The sequence below is a fragment of the Streptomyces sp. NPDC002156 genome (assembly GCF_053593675.1).
In genome coordinates, this window is sequence record NZ_JBSFDA010000017.1 from 1 (window position 1) to 15,731 (window position 15,731).

Below are 15,731 nucleotides of genomic sequence, written 5' to 3' on the forward strand. Positions count from 1 at the left end.
GGCTAAAAGACCAACCCCGGCCCGCGTTCGAGGACGAGGGCCACCCCCAGCCCGTCCGGCGTTTGAGGACAAGGCCCGTTCAGGCCGAAAGGGGGGTCTGGGGGCGCAGCCCCCAGAAGGATGGGACGGGTAGGGGCGGCGGGGGCGAAAACCCTTACCGCCCGCACCCGCACCTCACCCAGGGATGACAACCGTACGCAACTCCCCATCCCCCAGATGCAACATCCCCTTGCCCGGCGCGACCTGCCCACCCACCATGCTCCGGTTGATGCGCAACCCGATCAGATCCCCGCTCGACGACTCCTGCGGAGACAGCAGAATCCCCCGCCGCCCCTTCTTCGCATCGACCTGCCAGCCACTGAACCCGCTGCAGACGTCCTCCTCGTCACCAGCAATGACCAGCCCAAGACCCCGCTCCGCGCCGCGCGACACGATCTTCTTCATCTGGCTCGCCGCGTCGCAGTCCTCCAGGATCTCCCCGTCGTCGATGAGGACCACGATCGGCTCCTCCAGCGACGCCTGGTCGATGATCTCCTCGAAGTCGTCCTCGTCGATGTCGTCGCCGGTGTACATCTTCAACACGCCATCCGTACCGTCCAGTTGACGGAGCGGCGACTGACGCGGCGCAGCGATGACCAGACGTACACCCTGCGACAGATACGACTGCGCGAAGTTCATCAGCACCGTCGAGCGGCCCGACTTCGCCGGACCCGCGATGACGAACGTAGGCACGCCCGCCGCGAGATCGGGCCCGAAGCCCGTGATGTCGTCGCCGCCGATGCCCACGAGGCCCCACAGGCGGGAGCCTGACGTCTCCGGGTCGCGCATGCCCCACGCGTCCGCGAACGAGATCCGCGACGGCAGGCTGTCGACGCGGAACGGGCGCCGGGAGCGCGGGACTTGGGCGTCCCGGGTCGCAGCCGCCTCGCCGATTGCTGTGATCGCCGCCGCCTGGCCCTGCCCCGTCGTGTCCTCCGACAGCAACGCGAACTGGGTCTCGATACCGGACTCGTTCTTGTAGCCACGGCCCGGCGGAATCTCCTCCGGAACCTTGCGGTGCGGGATACCGAGCGTCGAGAAGTCGCTGCGGTCGGCGAGCCGCAGCCCGTACTTGTCCTCGGTGAGAGTCGCGATCCGGCCGACGAGCAGTGTGCGGTCACCGGTCAGGACCAGGTGGATACCTACGCTCGCACCCTCACGCATCATCGTCGTCAACTCGTCGGTCAGCGACCCGTGGTCGACCTCGCCGAGCGTGGGCACCCAGCCCTCCCACCGGTCCAGCAACACCACGATGTGCGGCAGGCGCTCCTGCTCCGCCGACGCGGCCCGCTGCTCGCCGATGTCCGCGAAGCCCTTCTCCGCCAACAGGTCCTGGCGGCGCGCCATTTCACCCTTGAGCCGGTTGACCAGCCGGATCACGCGCTCGGTCTGGTTACGGCTGACCACGGCACCGCAGTGCGGCAGCCGGCTCAGCGCGTTGAGCGCGCCGTTGCCGCAGTCGATCCCGTACAGGTGGACGTCGGCCGTGGAGTGGGTGCGGGCCAGGGAAGCCGCGATCGTACGGAGGATCTGTGAGCGGCCGCTGCGCGGGGCGCCGCCGATCATCAGATGGCCGAAGGTGGAGAAGTCGACGACGACCGGGCGGCGCGCCTGGGCGGCCGGCAGGTCCTCGATGCCGTACGGGACGGGCGCGAGCTTGCCCGTGCCGTGGTCGGCGAAGGCCGGGACCTCGATCTCGTCGAGCAGCAGCGTCTCGGAGAGCGCGGGCAGCCAGGGGCTGTGCTGGGGCGGGATACCGAGCGACCGGTTGGCGTCGCGTACGGCGTCGACGAGCACCTTGAGGTCGGTGATCTCCTCTTCCTCCCGCGCCTCGACCTTGGGCTTCTTCAGCGCGGCCCGACCCAGATCCTCCCAGGCCAGCGGCCCCGACCAGGGCATGAGCACTGCCGGGTCCGCCGCTCCGGGGCGGCGTCCGCCGACGCGTCCGGACTGGAACGGGACGAGGGAGGCGTGGCCGAGTCGGACGTACGCGCGACCGGGGGTGTTCTTGGAGATGTGCCCGGCTTCGGGGGAGTCGATGACGTCCGACGACTCACCGCCGTCCGTCACCCGTAGCGCGATACGGAGGTTGGTGTTCGCGCGGATTTCCGGGGACACGACACCCGACGGCCGCTGGGTGGCCAGCAGCAGGTGAATGCCGAGGGAACGGCCTCGCTGGGCGATGTTGACGAGTCCCGTGACGAAGTCGGGCAGGTCACGCACCATGGACGCGAACTCGTCGATGACGATGAGGAGTCGGGGGACGGGAGCGTGGGACGACGGATCCCGACGCACGAGATCCTGGTAATCCTCGATGTCCTTGGCGTCGGCTGCGGCCAGGATGTGCTCGCGGCGGTGCAGCTCGGCGCCCAGCGATTCCAGGGCGCGCTCGACGAGGTGGGCGTCGAGGTCGGTCACCATGCCGACGGTGTGCGGGAGATGCACACAGTCCTTGAAAGCGGCGCCACCCTTGTAGTCCACGAGCACGAACGTCATGTTCTCGGGGGTGTTGGCGACGGCCAGCGCGGCCACGATGGTCTGCAGCAGCTCCGACTTACCCGAACCGGTCGTACCGGCGATGAGCCCGTGCGGCCCGTCTTTTCGGATGTCGATGCCGAAGGGCCCGTCGTACGACTCCCCGATGACCGCCATCGTCGACTGCCCGCCCATCCGCCAGCGCGCGGAGATCGCGTCGGGCGTCGGCGGCTCCAGCTGAAGCACGTCGAGCAGCCGACTCGACCCGGGCAGCGCCGAGTCCTCGGTCTCGCCGCTGATGTCGCGCAGCGCGGACAGGGACCGGGCCAGGCGCAGACACCAGGCGGCGGAGACGAAGTCGGGCCGTACGTCGGCCAGTCGCTCCGCGCTCTCCTCCTCGACGCGCAGCCGCAGCTTGTCGGCCCGGGCGCGCTGATCGGGCTCGCTGCCGGTGTTGTGCCAGGCGTGGAAGGAGGGGAACCCGCCCGCGACCTGCGGCTGAGCCTGCCCCTGGGGCTGGTACGCCTGATCGGCGTGCTCCTCGGGCTTGGGCTCCGCCACGACGAAGGCCTGGCACTCACCGGGCAGGAACCGCTCTTCGGCGTCGAGGCAGAGGGCGTACATCGCCACGTCCGGCCCCTCGCGCAGCAGCTTCACCACACCCGGCAGCGACCGCAGCCGCCGCGACCCGTCCCACACCACGACAATGTCCGGGTCGCTGAACGACGCCCGCTGTCCCTTGTTCTGCTCCAGGGCCTTCTTGCGCGCGTCGAGGATCTGCGTCAGTTCGCCGATGCGCGCGCCGACGGTTTCGGCATCCGTGCCGATGAGGACGTTGACGTCCTGCCCGCCGGACGGCCTGGTGTGCGGCAGCCAGCGGACCCAGTCCCAGCTCTCCTGCGCCGTACTCTCGCTCAGCACATAGAACTGGACGTCCATGGGGCTTTGGAGGGCGGCGGTCTGGGCGATGGCCCACCGCCCGAGAGCGCGCGCCGAATCCCCGGGGCCCGCCATACCAATAACACCCAGTGACCGCAGCGACAGCGCAACCGGCGCGTCCTCGATCTTCCAGGTCACCTGACGCCGGTGCTCGTCCTGCTCCGGGTCGTCGAGCACGACCTCGGACGGCATCTGCCCGGTGCCGACCCGCAGCAGCAGATGGTCGCGATCGGTACGCCGCCGCTCCCACAGGCGCGTACGGGGCCCGGTGCCGAGGGAGAGGACGGTGGCCGGGTCGGGAATGGCATGCCGCCGATCCTGCCTTTCGGCCACCAGGGCGTCCTGGGCGTCCTTCTCGATCCGCTCCTTCTGCTCCTTGTACTCCTTGACCTGCTTGGCATGGGACTTGCGCCCGTGCTTCTTGTCCATGAAGTAGTTGGCGAAGAGCATGATCGGGCTGAGGCCGGCCATGATCAGGTAATACCAGCGCCCGAAGATGGCCACGGCCACGATCGCCCCGACGAGCGGCGTCAGCGCCATCAGCCAGGGCAGCGGCCGGGCCTCGAAGTCGCGCGGCGGCGACGGCAGCCGGAACTTGGTCTGGCGGTCGGGGGAGCGAAGGCGGGGCGGCCGGTTGTAGTCGAGGCCGACGCCGTCCTCGGACCACTTGAGGGCGGCGTTGGGCGGGGTGTAGCGGGCGAGTTCGACGAGGGAGTTCCCGATGGCGATCTGGCCGCCGAGGGGCCAGGAGTCCCCCTCGATGTCGGCGATCGCCTTACCGTCGAGAGTGACGCTTTCCTTCTCCCCGTGCACGGCGACTGAGCAGGTGCCATCGGTTGCAACTGACAACGTGAGGGCGCGGGCGGCGACCTCGGGATCGTCGATCCTGATGTACGCGGCAGGCCCGCTGCCGATGTCGTACCGCCCGACCCCCAGCCGGTGCACGAACCCGGCGACGGGCCCGCCGACGACCCGCAGTTCGACGAGCCCGGTCGGCTCCCCCGGCAGACATCCGGCCGGATCCTGAAGGCTGACGACGGCACCTTCGCGCAGCGGCGACCCGAGGACATTGGCGGCCGGATCGACGGCGTACCCGTCCACGTACACAAGGGGGGAGTTGTTGGCGGGCACCTGTCCGTGATGCCCGAGCGGAATGATCTGGGCACCGCTGTGGCCGACCTGTTTGGCCAGTTCCTGTGCGATGTCCCCGACGGTGGACTCGGGATCCGCGTCGAGCACGACGTCGGCGGTACCCCCGCCGAACGGATCGACGACGGTCAGAGTCAGGCGCACGGTTGTCCTCCCCAACGGCCCCCGTGGCCGCTTCCGCATCGCCGGCCACCGTAGGGAGTGACGATATCCGCTCGGTATGACAGAAGGGCAACGGGTAGGGACTGGGCTCTTCCCTATGGTGAATCGGTGACGGAACGGTGTTGAACAGTCTTGTTCCAGAACCGAGATGTCTCCACTCGTGCCACACCCGTAAGCTGCTGCCTCAAGAACGGACGATCACACCGGTTCTGTATGTGTGTGGTCAGTCGGTCGGAACGTTGGAACAGGGAAGCCACGGGGGTTGGCCCTGCGGCACTTTCACGAGGGAGCGGCTTCATGGCCAAGGACCTTGATGTCACATATCAGGACATGCGGGATGCTGCCAAGCATGTCGTGAAGGAGAAGGAAAAGCTCCAGGAGAAGCTGGACGGCCTGCGCAAGTACATCGCGAACCTGGTCGAGTCCGGCTACGTCACGAAGAGCTCGTCGAAGGCCTTCGACGAGAACTTCGAGGAGTTCACGCGCGGCGCCAAGGACACGCTGGACGGTCTGGACGGCATGGGCGACTACCTGACCATGGCCGCGGACAAGTTCGAGCAGATCGACGAGGAACTGGCGAAGTCGGCGAAGAAGTAGCCGAGGCGCAGTTCGGCGGCGCTGTTCAGAGGCGCTGTTCAGGGGCAGGGCCTGCGAGGCGCCCGCTTGGTGCGGCAGCGGATGCTGTACGCACCGGGCGGGCGCGCCCGGTAGCCGTGCTGTCCCCGTCAGTTGTCGGGGAGAGGCTGGCGGAGCACGTGCATGTGAAGCTCGCTGCGGAGCTCCTCCGTATCGACTCGCAGCCAGGATCCGTCACGGAACCGGATCAGCAGCACCCTCGTCTCGAACTCCCCGGAGAACGGGTCGACGAGGGTCGCTTCGGCGGCGGGGATGCGGGCGACGATCTGCATGTGCTTCTCCCGCCCCACGCTGACCCGCTTCGGTGGTGCCGCCAGGACGATCCCGTCCTCGGTGGCGAGCAGCAGTCGCTGGTGGTGGGTGGAGTGGCTGTACCAACGCAGCAGGAACTGCCCGGCGTTGGCGCCCCAGTTCCCGTCGAAGACCTTGTCGAGGCCTTGTTGGACGATGGCGGCGTCCCGGCGCTTGTCCTCCGCCTTCTTGGCCTGCCAGCGTTCCTTCTCCTCCTTCGAACCGAGGGAGCGCTCGACGGCTTGCTCCGCATCGGACAGAAGGCTCAACAGCATGATGAGCGGCATGAACGGCGCCCCGAGCACCGCCCCGACCATGCCCAACGGGGGCAGCCTGGCAGGACGGAGCCGAGGGTTGCCCGCGGCCTGGAGCACGTCCGCCGGCGGCTGCGGGATCTTCTCGATCCAGCACCATTCGCCGGCTTCGGCGTGGATGCCGAGGCGGTCCGTTATCAGGCGCTGCTTGCCTCTGGATGTCACGTCGGGACTCTCCTTGCCGATGCGGAACGGAATCGGTCCGGCGAGAGCGTATCAACTACTGGGAGTTAACACTCATGGGGGACCATATCAAGGCGGATCTTGCCGCCATCAAGAAATGTTCACGTGACCTGGGCAAGATCCATGATGAGTTCGAGCGGAACGGTAATCCCGCGGACGAGTATGGCCAGGCTGTGGGACATGGCGGGCTGAAAGATGCCTTCTCGGAATTCGGGGACACCTGGAAGAAGACCCGAAAGAAACTGATGAAGGAACTTGAGCAGCTGGCCGAGTTCACCTCCACCGCCGCCAAGGCGTACGAGGAAGTCGACCACAAGCTGGCAGAGGCCATCCGGGACGCCAAGGCGCAGGGTAAGGGGAAGAAGTGAGCAGGACGGATGCCGACTGGCCGCCACTGTGGCATGACGACCCGACGCCGGGTGACCCCGAAGAAGTGGCCGAACTGGGGCGCAAGTTGCGCAAGATGGCCGAGATGATCGAGGAACAGTCCCGGGTCATCAAGGCACTTGCTTCCGTGGAGGGTTGGGACAGCGAAGCAGGGAAGGGCTTCCATGAGATAGCCGGCGACACGGCGGACAAGCTGAAGAAGTCCTTCGAGCGCTACGACGAGGCCGCCAAGGCCGTCGGGGAGGACGTACGCGAGGGGAGCTCGGACGAGTTCGCCAGCGAAATGCGTCGGGCGCAGCGGAAGGCGGACAAGGCGCTGAGCGATTATCTCGACGCCAAGACCGACCACGACCTCGCGGACCGCGAGGTGCAGAAGTACGTCGCCAAGTACCCGACTCTCAACATTCCCCCGGCGGAGAAGGACGAGTACGAGCGCTGGGAGAAGAAGCGCGACGACGCTCTTCACCGCATCGGCGGTTCCCGAAAAGCGGTGAAGGAAGCCCGGGAGATCTATGACGATGCGGGGGACAAGGCCGCTCGTCATATCAGGAACGTCGTGCACCACGACGCGGTCCGGGACCCGGGCGGTTTCATGAACTTCCTGGCGGACTGGGCGGACATGTTGTCGAACATCTCGGCCGTGCTGTCCGTGCTCGCGGTGATCTGTGCGTTTGTCCCGCCACTTCAGTTCCTGGTTCCCATTTTCGCGACCCTCGCCGTGCTGGCGAGTGCGGCCGCACTCGCCGGCCATGCGTACGACATGACGGCGCGCGGCGGGAAGGTCGACTGGCTGAAGCTGGGCGCCGACGCGCTGGGAGTGCTGCCCGGGCTCGGCGCGCTGAAGGGGTTCAAGGCACTCAAGGGTCTCAAGGGGCTGTCGAAGTTCAGGGTCAGCGGCTTGGCCGCACTCGACGGTGTCGGGCACAACTTCCTGAACGGGGTAAGCGTCAAGCTGGTCAACAAGGTGCTGGGCAGGACGGCGCGCAATGCGGCGATCGAGGGCAGGAAGATCACCGGCGTGATCAAGGGGGCGGGGCTCGGGAGCGCCCTGCACAGGATGTTCACCGGTGAGAACGGTGAGAGGACCGGCTACCAGGAGCCGCCCAGGAACCCCGCACCCACTGGGACTCCCGTTCCCACACCGGCACCTTCACCCAGGCCCACCCCGACCTCCGTTCCCGGCCCGACTCCCGTTCCTGCGCCGGCACCTTCACCCCCGCCTGCCCCGACTGTCTCGCCGAAGCCGTTCACCGCGGCCCTGGCTGCCTAGAAGAAGGAAGGCAGGTGCCCACCAGCGATATGAGTGACACAAGCGACACGAGCGGCAGCAGTGATTTCGGCGAATGGGAGTTCATCGGACGCCGGGGCGGCGAGGTCGTCACCTTGGTCAGTGGCTCGGTGATCTCCGCTGTCCCCGAGGCGAAACAGGCCGCGGAGAAGGCCCGCCGGGAGCTTCGGTTCGACTTCCTCGACGACCAGGCGGTGCTCGCACTGCTGCATCGACGGCACTCCGACGAAGAGGACATGTTCAAGGCGGGTCTCGTGCACGGAGTGCCTTTGGCGCTCGTCGGCTCCGGGGCCACGGTCTACTGGGGCGGAGTGGCGCAGTACTGGGAAAATTCCGCCGCCCGCACGGTCTTTCTCGCGGTCGCGGCGGCCGTCGTAGGAGTTCAGTTCCTCTTCTTCGTACGAAGCGCGCTGTCGGTCTGGGGCGATCCGGTCCGGCAGAACCTGCGGGCCCGTGCGCGCAGTTACCGGGAGATCGCGCACATCGCCCGACGCAGAGGCGCCGACGTCCCGGCGCACTACCCGCACTACGGCCCTTATCCCTTCGCGGCGAAATTCCATCCCGAGGCGGACGACCTCGGACAGCCGGAGGGCTCTGAAAGCTCTGGACGTTCTGGGAGTGAAGGTTCGGATGACGACCGCTGACACCGTAGACGAAGCCCGACGCAGCCTCGCGGGTAATGGCGGCGTGGAAGTTCGGTGGATCATGCCCGAGGAGGGTTTCTTCGAGCTGCCCTTCGAGGCGGACGACCTGGACGAACTCGCGGACCAACTGGTCGAGTTGGCCAAGCGGACACTGCCCGGTGCCGATGAGGAGGTGCAGCTGCAGTGGGCTGCGATGTGCGCGGCGAACTACGACGACTTCGTAGAGGCGGGTGTGCAGTACGCCGGCTTCGTCACGACGGAAGTCGACGGTGTCCGCTGCACGGCCACGGTGAACGTCAGCCTCATGGACCTGGATGAGCGGGCCGGCAGCAATCCCGCGGGTTTCATAGCATCCACGATGCGGCACCTGGGGCTCGGCCAGATCGGCGAAGTGCAGCTCCCCTGCGGGCCAGCGGTGACGTGTGTCGGCAACCGGTCCGCCGACGTTGACGGCAGCCTGACGGAGTCGGGCCAGAACGAGCCGATATGGACCTCCTTCATACAGGTCCAGGTTCCCCTGGACAACGGGACCGCGTTGGTGCTGGAGATGGGAACGCCGACGATCGAAGGCTGGGACGTCTTCTCCGCCATGTTCGCCGGCATCGTGAAGAGCGTGCGCTTCTTCGACGACCAGGGAGCCATGCTGGTGATGCCGGGGTGAAGGAGTCACCGGAGGCCGATGCCTCGACCTCGGTGAGTAGTTCCTCGAAGGATTCCTCGCCACCGGTGAGTAGTCCCTCGGGGGACGCACCGGTGGGCCTTCCCCGGGACTACCGGCTGCTGGTTCCGCGGGAGTGGTTCCGCATCGACCTCACGCAGGACCGCTGGCGTGGTCAACTCAAGACCTTCGTGGACCATCAGGCGGAGGGCCGACATGTCTCCGCAGAGCTCACACGGAACGTATGGACCACACTCCGCAACACCGCGGAAGCCGGCCGGGCGCGCGGCGCAATGGAGTTCTTCCTGCTGACGACCTCCCAGGACGGCAGCATGCCCGCGTCACTCCTGGTGTCATTGATGCCGCTGGGCGAGACGCCGGCCGATCCGCGGAAGTACGCGGCATGGCTCGACATGCGCCGCCCCGAAGGCCGCGCACGGGACCAGGTGTCGGTGGTCGATCTCCCGGCGGGCCCTGCCGTACGGGTCCTCGGCGCCACAACACTGAACGTCCATGTCTGTATGCCGGGCGGGGTCGGCTACTTGACGCTTTCCTTCTCGGCGCCGGTCACTGGGATGGTCGGCCCGATGGAGCGGTTGTGCGATGCCATTGCGGGGTCACTGACGTGGGTGGTGTGAGGGGCTGGAAATCAGTACCCCGATGGCTTTGACAACGCGTTGGGGACCCTGGAGATCGACCTCATCCATCCCGATGTGTCGGTGCCCCGGAACACCCTGGACTGGCTGACCGAGACCTTCGGCGCCCACGACTTCGGGCCCCCGCTGATCACCCGTACGGAATTGCCCACCGGGCCCGCGGTCCGAATCCGGCAGGGCTTCGCTTCGGATGGAGCCTCACCCTGCAGCCTGGGCGTCCTGCTGGAGACACTCACGTACGGAGTGCTGCCGACAGGTGCCGATAGTGCGGTGGTCTTCCTCATGTCCTGGACCGTGCCGGGAATCGCCGACGACATGGAGGAGGCCGCGGCCGGAATGGTGAAGACGCTGTCGGTGGCGTTCTGAACCCACCGCCTGCCGCTGCTCGGACGAGAAGGCGCCGGTGGCGTGACAGGCTGGCGCGATGACCGGCGAAGGACCGGTCCGAGTGCGGGGAAGAACATGGCGGCGAACGCGTCCCGGGCCGACGTACAGCCAGGGTCTGTGGATGAGGGTTCCTGGCGGCGGATCGCGATGATCCGCTGGTCGCTCTGCAGCCTTGCTTGCGCCGGCGGCTCCGCAGGACTGGCCTGGCTCGTCCCGGTGGTGCCTCTGCCGAAGCTGTTCGGCGGCGTGGCTCTATTGCTTGCCTGGCTCCTGCTGCCGTTGGCGACGGTCCTGGTCCCCGTGCTCTGGCTGCGCAGGGTTCCGCGCAAGCGGCGAAAGGTCGCGTGGCAGTTCCTCGTGCCTGTTGTCGCGGGGGTGGTATTGGGCGTGCTCGGCAAACAGGCGGGCGATCAGGCCGCTCTGGCGGACCGCGGCCGGTGGACCGAGGCCGTGGTCGTGCACAAGGACGAGCGCAAGACCGACCAGTGCACGATGCGGGCGTCCGGCGGGCGTGAGATCTCGCCCTCGCTGTCGGAGGGAGACGGCTGCGCAGAGTGGGTGTCGGAGGGGGACACCCTGCCCGTCCGGTACGACCCCGAGGGCGTCGCGAGCCCGGTCGAGGACGTGGACACGACCTCGTACGGGATGCTGCTCGTCTATCTCATCGTGGCGGCCGTGGTGATGGGTACGTGGGGTGGCGTACGGCAGAGCCGATGGGACCGGGAGTACGACGCCACGGGTGAGCGGGAGTGACGCGCTTCGCGCGGGTGATGGCGGCGCGTGCGAGACGTCGGGCGGAGCGGCGGGTAACTCAGGCCGGACCTTCACACACGTCCGCCTGACCGCGCCCTACCGACGCGCGTTCTCTCAGTTCAGGGAATCCAGATCGCCAGGGAGTGCGCGAGGTTCTCCAAGTCCTCGGAGGCACTCATGAGGCGCGGGATGTCCTCGATCGCCGTCCACATCACGACGTCGGCCCCGTGCTCCTCGACCTGCCACGCATAACGCACGCAGGCGAGCAGATGCGGCGAGTCCTCCTGGGGGACATACCGGAAGGTCGTCAGGCCTTCCCCCAGCCGCTCCGCCTTGAAGGGCTTGACGACCGGAGGCTCGACGGCATCCGGGTCGTCCGCCAGGGTCAGCGCCCGAAGAGTCTCCTCGCGGGGGCGCTGCGCCGGCCCGATGGCCACGCAGACCGGGATCGGGAGGTCGGTGGGGTGGTCGAGGTGGAGGAAGAGCCAGTGCTCCGAGTCGGGTGGGCAGAAGGATTCGGCGCAGCGGGTGAGGGTGGTGGCGACGAAGTCCACGCCGTTGGGACCGGGGTCGAGCTCGCGGTCCAGCCACAAGTCCTCGGCTGCTTCGTGGCACCACGCCTGGATGTCGTCCCACTCTTCCATCGGCGCCAAGGGCCCGCCGCGCGGCGGAAGAATGACCCACGGATAGGCATCGACGTGCTCGATGTCGATGATCGGCCAGAATTCGCTCATCCCCGCCTCCACACGGTCACACCTGCTTGTTGATTCGGATACTCCGGGCGAAGTCGTCGATGGCGTCGAAGGAGGCTTCAAGGAGCGTGGGGTCGTCGTAGTGGCCTTTGAGGACCAGGTCGATGTTGTGGGCCGGGTCGTTCCAGGCGTAGGTCACTGAGAGCATGAGCGCGCCATCCGGGCCGGTCCAACTGCGCAGGCAGCGCAGGCCTTCGCCGAAGTGCGGCGAGACGAAGGGGACTGTCTCCACGCGGTCGCCGGCGATGGCGCCGGTCGGGTCGGGCTCGGCCAGCATGCTCAGGTGTAGCGGGCTGTGCTCCTCGTCGCAGGCGAACTGTTTGGTGAAGAAGACCAGCGGAGCGGCCTGAGGTGGCATTGGGCCGAAGACGAATGCCTGGTCGGCGCCCACGCGGTCGTGCAGCATCGCGGCCGAGCCCTCAAGGAACTTCTTCATCTGCCGCTTCTCACGCCAGGTGAGTTTGCGCCGGTGGAGCAGTGCGCTCGCGTTGAGTTGGAGGTCCAGCCACTGCGCGAACTCCAACTTGGTGACGCCCAGCGGCATGTGGAACCAGAGGGCCGGATCGGAGTGGGTCTCGACGATCATCATGTGTAGCTCCAACGGAATGTCAGCCACTGGGCGGGGAACGGTGTGCGGGATCGGCACGGTGTACCGCACCCGCCAAAGGGCGGCACCTCGACGCCCTTCTCCACATTCGGCTGCACTCACTCAGGGTTCGGGTCGAGCCAGACCGTGCCGGCGAATTCGTCCCAGACGTCGATGAGGGACGTGAGCCAGCCGATGTCGCTCGTCACGGTGCGCAGGGACGCGTAGAGCTGGAGGTCTTCCAGCCACCAACCGTAGTTGAGCGACACGCTCAGCTGATCTCCGTCACCGAAATACCGCAGGCAACGGACGCCTTCGCCCAGACGATCAGAGTGGAAGGTGTCGAAGTCCGGCGGGCGGGCAGGGTTCTCCTCGTCCGCCTGGACGAGTTTGAGGAGACCTGAATGGTGGTCCTCGCCGCTGGGCTGGGCGGCCAGCGCGTAGAAAGGCTGGGGGATGCGGCGCGGGTCGCCCCCGTAGAGAAAGACCTGATCCGCCGGAATGGCCGGATGCGGATGCGCCTCAAGGAGTTGTCGGAAACGAGCCGTGAGTGCCTTCTTGTTCGGGCTGTTCCACCACTTCTTGTGTTTTCGGAACATGATCTCGGCACAGGTCTCCGACCAGTCCTCGATCTTGTCCTGGTCGAGTTCCGTCCAGTGCAACGGCATGAAGAACCACTCGGTGGGGTCGGCCTCGGTCTCGAAGAAGATCATGCGTAGCTCCAGCGGAAGGTCGTCATCACGGCATCGAAGACGTCCACGAGAGCCTCCGAGAACTCGCTCTCCGGATTCCCGTCGCCAACGGTACTGAAGGCGATGGTCAGCCACCCGGGCGTGGGGTTGCCGGGAATCGGCAGAACGTACTCCACGCGCCGCGAGGGATATTGCACCTCGGAGTCGTCCGGAGGCGGCACGATCCGCTCGATCCGCTTGCCTTCTGAACCGTCGACGTCGACGGATTCGTTGTCACCACGGTCGGCGGCGAGGAGGTTCAACACCTGGTCGGCGTCGACACCAGCTCCTGCACCCGCGATCGGCGCGGAGATGACGAACGATGCCGGTACGTAGGTGCCGTAGATGCGTTCCACCGGCAGATACAGCATCAGGCCATTCGCCTTGGCGGCCTGCTGGGCGACAAGCTTGAGCTGCTTGAACAACTCCATGCGGGCCTTGCTGATGTCGTCCTTCGGCAGATCCTGGGGGAGATTCTTGATCGAGCGGTCGATGATCTTGAGGATCGCGTCGTTCGTGGAGTCGCTCCGGAGCGGGATGTGATCCCAGCCGGGCGGCGGAACGAGGTTGTATCCGACCGCCGTCGAACTGCTCCGTTCATCCAGTTCAGGCATGGCTCGACCTCCCCGTCAGCCAGGCTCCCAGCACGAGGAGCGGGGTCACCAGCGCTGCGAAGACGCCTGGCCAGAAGCCGGTGGCCAAAGCGGCGAGGGTGAGGACGACCGACAGTGCCAAGGGCTGCGTCAGGCCTTCCGGGCGGTCGGAGTGCCGTGGATGACGGATGAAGATCCACAGCAGCGTGAGGATCGCTACGGACACGATGCCCCGCTGGAGCCAGTAGAGGGATTCCTTCGCGGGGTCCGAGAGCCTGGCCGCCATGGCGACGATGACGATGGATGCCAGGCCGCCGATGATGCACAGCTTGGCGACGGCGATCACTCCACCACCGAGGCGTTCCAGGAATCCGGTTGATGCGTTTGAGTTCATGGGTTGCGGCTGTCTCTTCCGGTGGGCTCGCTACCAGTGCGTGTCTTCGGGGAGCTTCCAGAGTTCGCCCTTGCCGTCTTCGTACGGCGCGTAGAAGGGCTTGTCCGGAAGCACGGGACTCTGGCCGAGTGCCTTGTCGGTGGCGTCCGCCGCGGCACCGAAGCTGGCCGCGCCGACCGCCACTCGATAGTAGTTCTCCGACTTGCCGATGGCGCTCGCGGCATCGGGGAAGGTGTCGGCGTTACGGCGAATGTTCTCAACCAACGCACGTGCGTCGGAGTCGCCAAGTCCCAGACGTTCAAGGCGATTGAGAGGCGTCGCGGCCTCGTCGGACACTCGGCCGGCGTTGTCCAGGATCTCGCGCCGCATCCGGTTGACCGTCTGACGGCCGAACTCTTTCAGGCCGTCGTCAGAAGTCTCGGCAATTGCTCGCTGGATGCCTTCCCGAACTGCTTTGTTCGCGCGTACCGCGTCTTTGAGGCGGTTCGTGCGCTGGGCGCTCGATGCGACCTTGACGAGCTTGTTCGCGTTCTTCAGCTTCGACAGCATCCCGAGACCGGCGCCGAAGGTGACGAGGCCGATGCAGTCGATGAAGACCTCTGCGAGGCTCGCCTCGCCTGCCAAATACATGATGAATCTGGAGGCGGCGATGAAGATGCCGATACCGAGGACAAAGAGGTTGAGTCCGGGCACGAAGAGAGCGATGAAGCCGGCGACCGTGGCAGCCCAACCCATAAAATCGAGCACCCACTTGATGGCTTCGATATTGTCGTGGATCCACCCCTTGGCATCGTCCCACCAGCTGTCTTCGATGACATCGTCCAACTGATCGCGAATCTTGCCCGCATAGTGCCCTGCGCGGTCATCGCGATCACCCTTGATGCGATCGAGCTGATTCCGGAACCTCTGCAGGGGATCTTCTCCTGCCTCGCTTCCGGAGGTCTTCTTTGCGTCCTTTCCGTCGGACCCCTTCTTGGCCTTCTCGGCGTCGAGTTCTTCCTGCTCCCTCTTCGCGTTTGCCAGGACCTTGTCGGCCTCGGTCTGGAAGTCCTCGAGTTCGTTCGCCCAGTTGGCCAGATGCCCGTGCACGCGCTCGTAGCGTCCGGCTAGCTCGCGCATGTGCTTCTCGAGTACTTCCGATCCCTCGCGAAGCTTGCTGGCGTACTTTCCCTTGAGCTCGTTGTCGTTCTTGATCTCCCGAAGCAGCTTGGCCTGTGCGCGGAGGTTTTCCGCGACGCCGACCATGTGCTTCACCTCGTCGCGGATCTCCTCCGGGTCGCCGGGAACGGGATCGGAGTCCGCGAGCGGGTGCCAGTCGCGGGGGCGGGGCTTGGATGTCGCACTCACTTTTTCTTCTTCCCGGCCTTCCGCAGCTCATTGGCAAGCTGGGCATCCGCTCCTGTGAACCCGTCGATCGTGGACTTGACCAGCTCGCCGACCGTCTCGACGCTCTTCAACATCTTTGTCCGGTAGTCGTCCCAGTTGTCCACAAACTTGCCCATGGCGTCGGCTACTTCACCACTGCCCCAGTACGGCCGCATGTCGTCTTTGCGGTTGTCGAGGTTCGTGAGCTCTTTTTGGATCCCCTTGAGTCGGGTTTCCGACTCCACGAGGAGGTCGACATTGACGATGAGATCCGAGTCGTTTGCCATCCGAGTCGTTCAGCTCCTCCGAGGTCGAAGCTTCAGATCAGGCATGGGAGGAGGGGTGCGAG

Annotated in this window: 17 protein-coding genes; 8 read left to right on the top strand and 9 right to left on the bottom strand. The window is 66.4% G+C overall.

Annotated features, from left to right (window positions below; translation table 11 throughout):
* Positions 1 to 174 precede the first annotated feature (174 nt).
* Positions 175 to 4,746 (bottom strand): FtsK/SpoIIIE domain-containing protein, encoded by a 4,572-nt coding sequence (locus ACWCRB_RS10315; protein WP_450995639.1) that lies wholly within the window; start codon positions 4,744 to 4,746, stop codon positions 175 to 177.
* Between the two features lie 315 nt (positions 4,747 to 5,061).
* Here ACWCRB_RS10315 and ACWCRB_RS10320 point away from each other — a divergent pair, with 315 nt between their 5' ends.
* Positions 5,062 to 5,361, top strand: a complete 300-nt coding sequence (locus tag ACWCRB_RS10320) for a WXG100 family type VII secretion target (protein ID WP_006380729.1) — start codon at positions 5,062 to 5,064, stop codon at positions 5,359 to 5,361.
* Between the two features lie 128 nt (positions 5,362 to 5,489).
* Here ACWCRB_RS10320 and ACWCRB_RS10325 read toward each other — a convergent pair whose 3' ends face one another.
* Positions 5,490 to 6,170, bottom strand: a complete 681-nt coding sequence (locus tag ACWCRB_RS10325) for a hypothetical protein (protein WP_450995640.1) — start codon at positions 6,168 to 6,170, stop codon at positions 5,490 to 5,492.
* Between the two features lie 74 nt (positions 6,171 to 6,244).
* Between ACWCRB_RS10325 and ACWCRB_RS10330 the strand changes: the two genes are divergently transcribed.
* From ACWCRB_RS10330 to ACWCRB_RS10360, 7 genes are all read left to right on the top strand, one after another.
* Entirely contained in the window at positions 6,245 to 6,556 is a 312-nt protein-coding gene (locus ACWCRB_RS10330) for a type VII secretion target (RefSeq protein ID WP_319211967.1), read from the top strand.
* Positions 6,553 to 7,845 carry a putative T7SS-secreted protein gene (locus tag ACWCRB_RS10335; RefSeq protein ID WP_450995641.1) on the top strand — a complete coding sequence of 431 codons (1,293 nt, stop codon included), beginning with the start codon at positions 6,553 to 6,555 and terminating at the stop codon, positions 7,843 to 7,845. Before ACWCRB_RS10330 ends, ACWCRB_RS10335 begins: the two co-directional genes overlap by 4 nt.
* A gap of 29 nt (positions 7,846 to 7,874) precedes the next feature.
* On the top strand, positions 7,875 to 8,507 hold the full coding sequence (locus ACWCRB_RS10340) for a hypothetical protein (protein ID WP_450995642.1): 633 nt from the start codon (positions 7,875 to 7,877) through the stop codon (positions 8,505 to 8,507).
* A 61-nt stretch (positions 8,508 to 8,568) separates the two neighbouring features.
* Positions 8,569 to 9,168, top strand: coding sequence for a hypothetical protein (locus ACWCRB_RS10345; RefSeq protein WP_450995643.1), 600 nt, complete (start codon positions 8,569 to 8,571; stop codon positions 9,166 to 9,168).
* Between the two features lie 65 nt (positions 9,169 to 9,233).
* Positions 9,234 to 9,803: a hypothetical protein gene (locus ACWCRB_RS10350; protein ID WP_450995644.1), complete on the top strand. Its 570-nt coding sequence runs from the start codon at positions 9,234 to 9,236 to the stop codon at positions 9,801 to 9,803.
* Positions 9,804 to 9,842: 39 nt separating this feature from the next.
* The gene (locus ACWCRB_RS10355) at positions 9,843 to 10,187 is read left to right on the top strand and encodes a hypothetical protein (RefSeq protein WP_450995645.1); all 345 of its coding nucleotides are present in this window, start codon (positions 9,843 to 9,845) and stop codon (positions 10,185 to 10,187) included.
* A 96-nt stretch (positions 10,188 to 10,283) separates the two neighbouring features.
* The gene (locus ACWCRB_RS10360) at positions 10,284 to 10,961 is read left to right on the top strand and encodes a hypothetical protein (protein WP_450995646.1); all 678 of its coding nucleotides are present in this window, start codon (positions 10,284 to 10,286) and stop codon (positions 10,959 to 10,961) included.
* 119 nt (positions 10,962 to 11,080) lie between these two features.
* Here the strand turns inward: ACWCRB_RS10360 and ACWCRB_RS10365 are convergent, their stop codons facing one another.
* From ACWCRB_RS10365 to ACWCRB_RS10395, 7 genes are all read right to left on the bottom strand, one after another.
* Positions 11,081 to 11,695, bottom strand: coding sequence for a hypothetical protein (locus tag ACWCRB_RS10365; protein ID WP_450995647.1), 615 nt, complete (start codon positions 11,693 to 11,695; stop codon positions 11,081 to 11,083).
* 16 nt (positions 11,696 to 11,711) lie between these two features.
* Entirely contained in the window at positions 11,712 to 12,302 is a 591-nt protein-coding gene (locus ACWCRB_RS10370) for a hypothetical protein (protein ID WP_450995648.1), read from the bottom strand.
* Positions 12,303 to 12,418: 116 nt separating this feature from the next.
* The gene (locus tag ACWCRB_RS10375) at positions 12,419 to 13,012 is read right to left on the bottom strand and encodes a hypothetical protein (protein ID WP_450995649.1); all 594 of its coding nucleotides are present in this window, start codon (positions 13,010 to 13,012) and stop codon (positions 12,419 to 12,421) included.
* Positions 13,009 to 13,644, bottom strand: coding sequence for a hypothetical protein (locus tag ACWCRB_RS10380; RefSeq protein ID WP_450995650.1), 636 nt, complete (start codon positions 13,642 to 13,644; stop codon positions 13,009 to 13,011). Before ACWCRB_RS10380 ends, ACWCRB_RS10375 begins: the two co-directional genes overlap by 4 nt.
* Positions 13,637 to 14,017, bottom strand: a complete 381-nt coding sequence (locus tag ACWCRB_RS10385) for a hypothetical protein (RefSeq protein WP_450995651.1) — start codon at positions 14,015 to 14,017, stop codon at positions 13,637 to 13,639. Before ACWCRB_RS10385 ends, ACWCRB_RS10380 begins: the two co-directional genes overlap by 8 nt.
* 30 nt (positions 14,018 to 14,047) lie before the next feature.
* Positions 14,048 to 15,364, bottom strand: coding sequence for a hypothetical protein (locus ACWCRB_RS10390; RefSeq protein WP_450995652.1), 1,317 nt, complete (start codon positions 15,362 to 15,364; stop codon positions 14,048 to 14,050).
* Complete coding sequence (locus ACWCRB_RS10395) at positions 15,361 to 15,669, bottom strand: WXG100 family type VII secretion target (RefSeq protein ID WP_450995653.1); 309 nt, start codon at positions 15,667 to 15,669, stop codon at positions 15,361 to 15,363. Before ACWCRB_RS10395 ends, ACWCRB_RS10390 begins: the two co-directional genes overlap by 4 nt.
* Positions 15,670 to 15,731 lie beyond the last annotated feature (62 nt).

Bases quoted from the DNA above. Each gene is read 5' to 3' on its own strand.
- ACWCRB_RS10375 (WP_450995649.1), bottom strand. From the start codon at position 13,012: ATGATCTTCTTCGAGACCGAGGCCGACCCCACCGAGTGGTTCTTCATG.
- ACWCRB_RS10345 (WP_450995643.1), top strand. From the start codon at position 8,569: ATGCCCGAGGAGGGTTTCTTCGAGCTGCCCTTCGAGGCGGACGACCTG.
- ACWCRB_RS10395 (WP_450995653.1), bottom strand. From the start codon at position 15,669: ATGGCAAACGACTCGGATCTCATCGTCAATGTCGACCTCCTCGTGGAG.
- ACWCRB_RS10320 (WP_006380729.1), top strand. From the start codon at position 5,062: ATGGCCAAGGACCTTGATGTCACATATCAGGACATGCGGGATGCTGCC.
- ACWCRB_RS10385 (WP_450995651.1), bottom strand. From the start codon at position 14,017: ATGAACTCAAACGCATCAACCGGATTCCTGGAACGCCTCGGTGGTGGA.
- ACWCRB_RS10370 (WP_450995648.1), bottom strand. From the start codon at position 12,302: ATGATGATCGTCGAGACCCACTCCGATCCGGCCCTCTGGTTCCACATG.
- ACWCRB_RS10365 (WP_450995647.1), bottom strand. From the start codon at position 11,695: ATGAGCGAATTCTGGCCGATCATCGACATCGAGCACGTCGATGCCTAT.
- ACWCRB_RS10360 (WP_450995646.1), top strand. From the start codon at position 10,284: ATGGCGGCGAACGCGTCCCGGGCCGACGTACAGCCAGGGTCTGTGGAT.
- ACWCRB_RS10330 (WP_319211967.1), top strand. From the start codon at position 6,245: ATGGGGGACCATATCAAGGCGGATCTTGCCGCCATCAAGAAATGTTCA.
- ACWCRB_RS10380 (WP_450995650.1), bottom strand. From the start codon at position 13,644: ATGCCTGAACTGGATGAACGGAGCAGTTCGACGGCGGTCGGATACAAC.
- ACWCRB_RS10340 (WP_450995642.1), top strand. From the start codon at position 7,875: ATGAGTGACACAAGCGACACGAGCGGCAGCAGTGATTTCGGCGAATGG.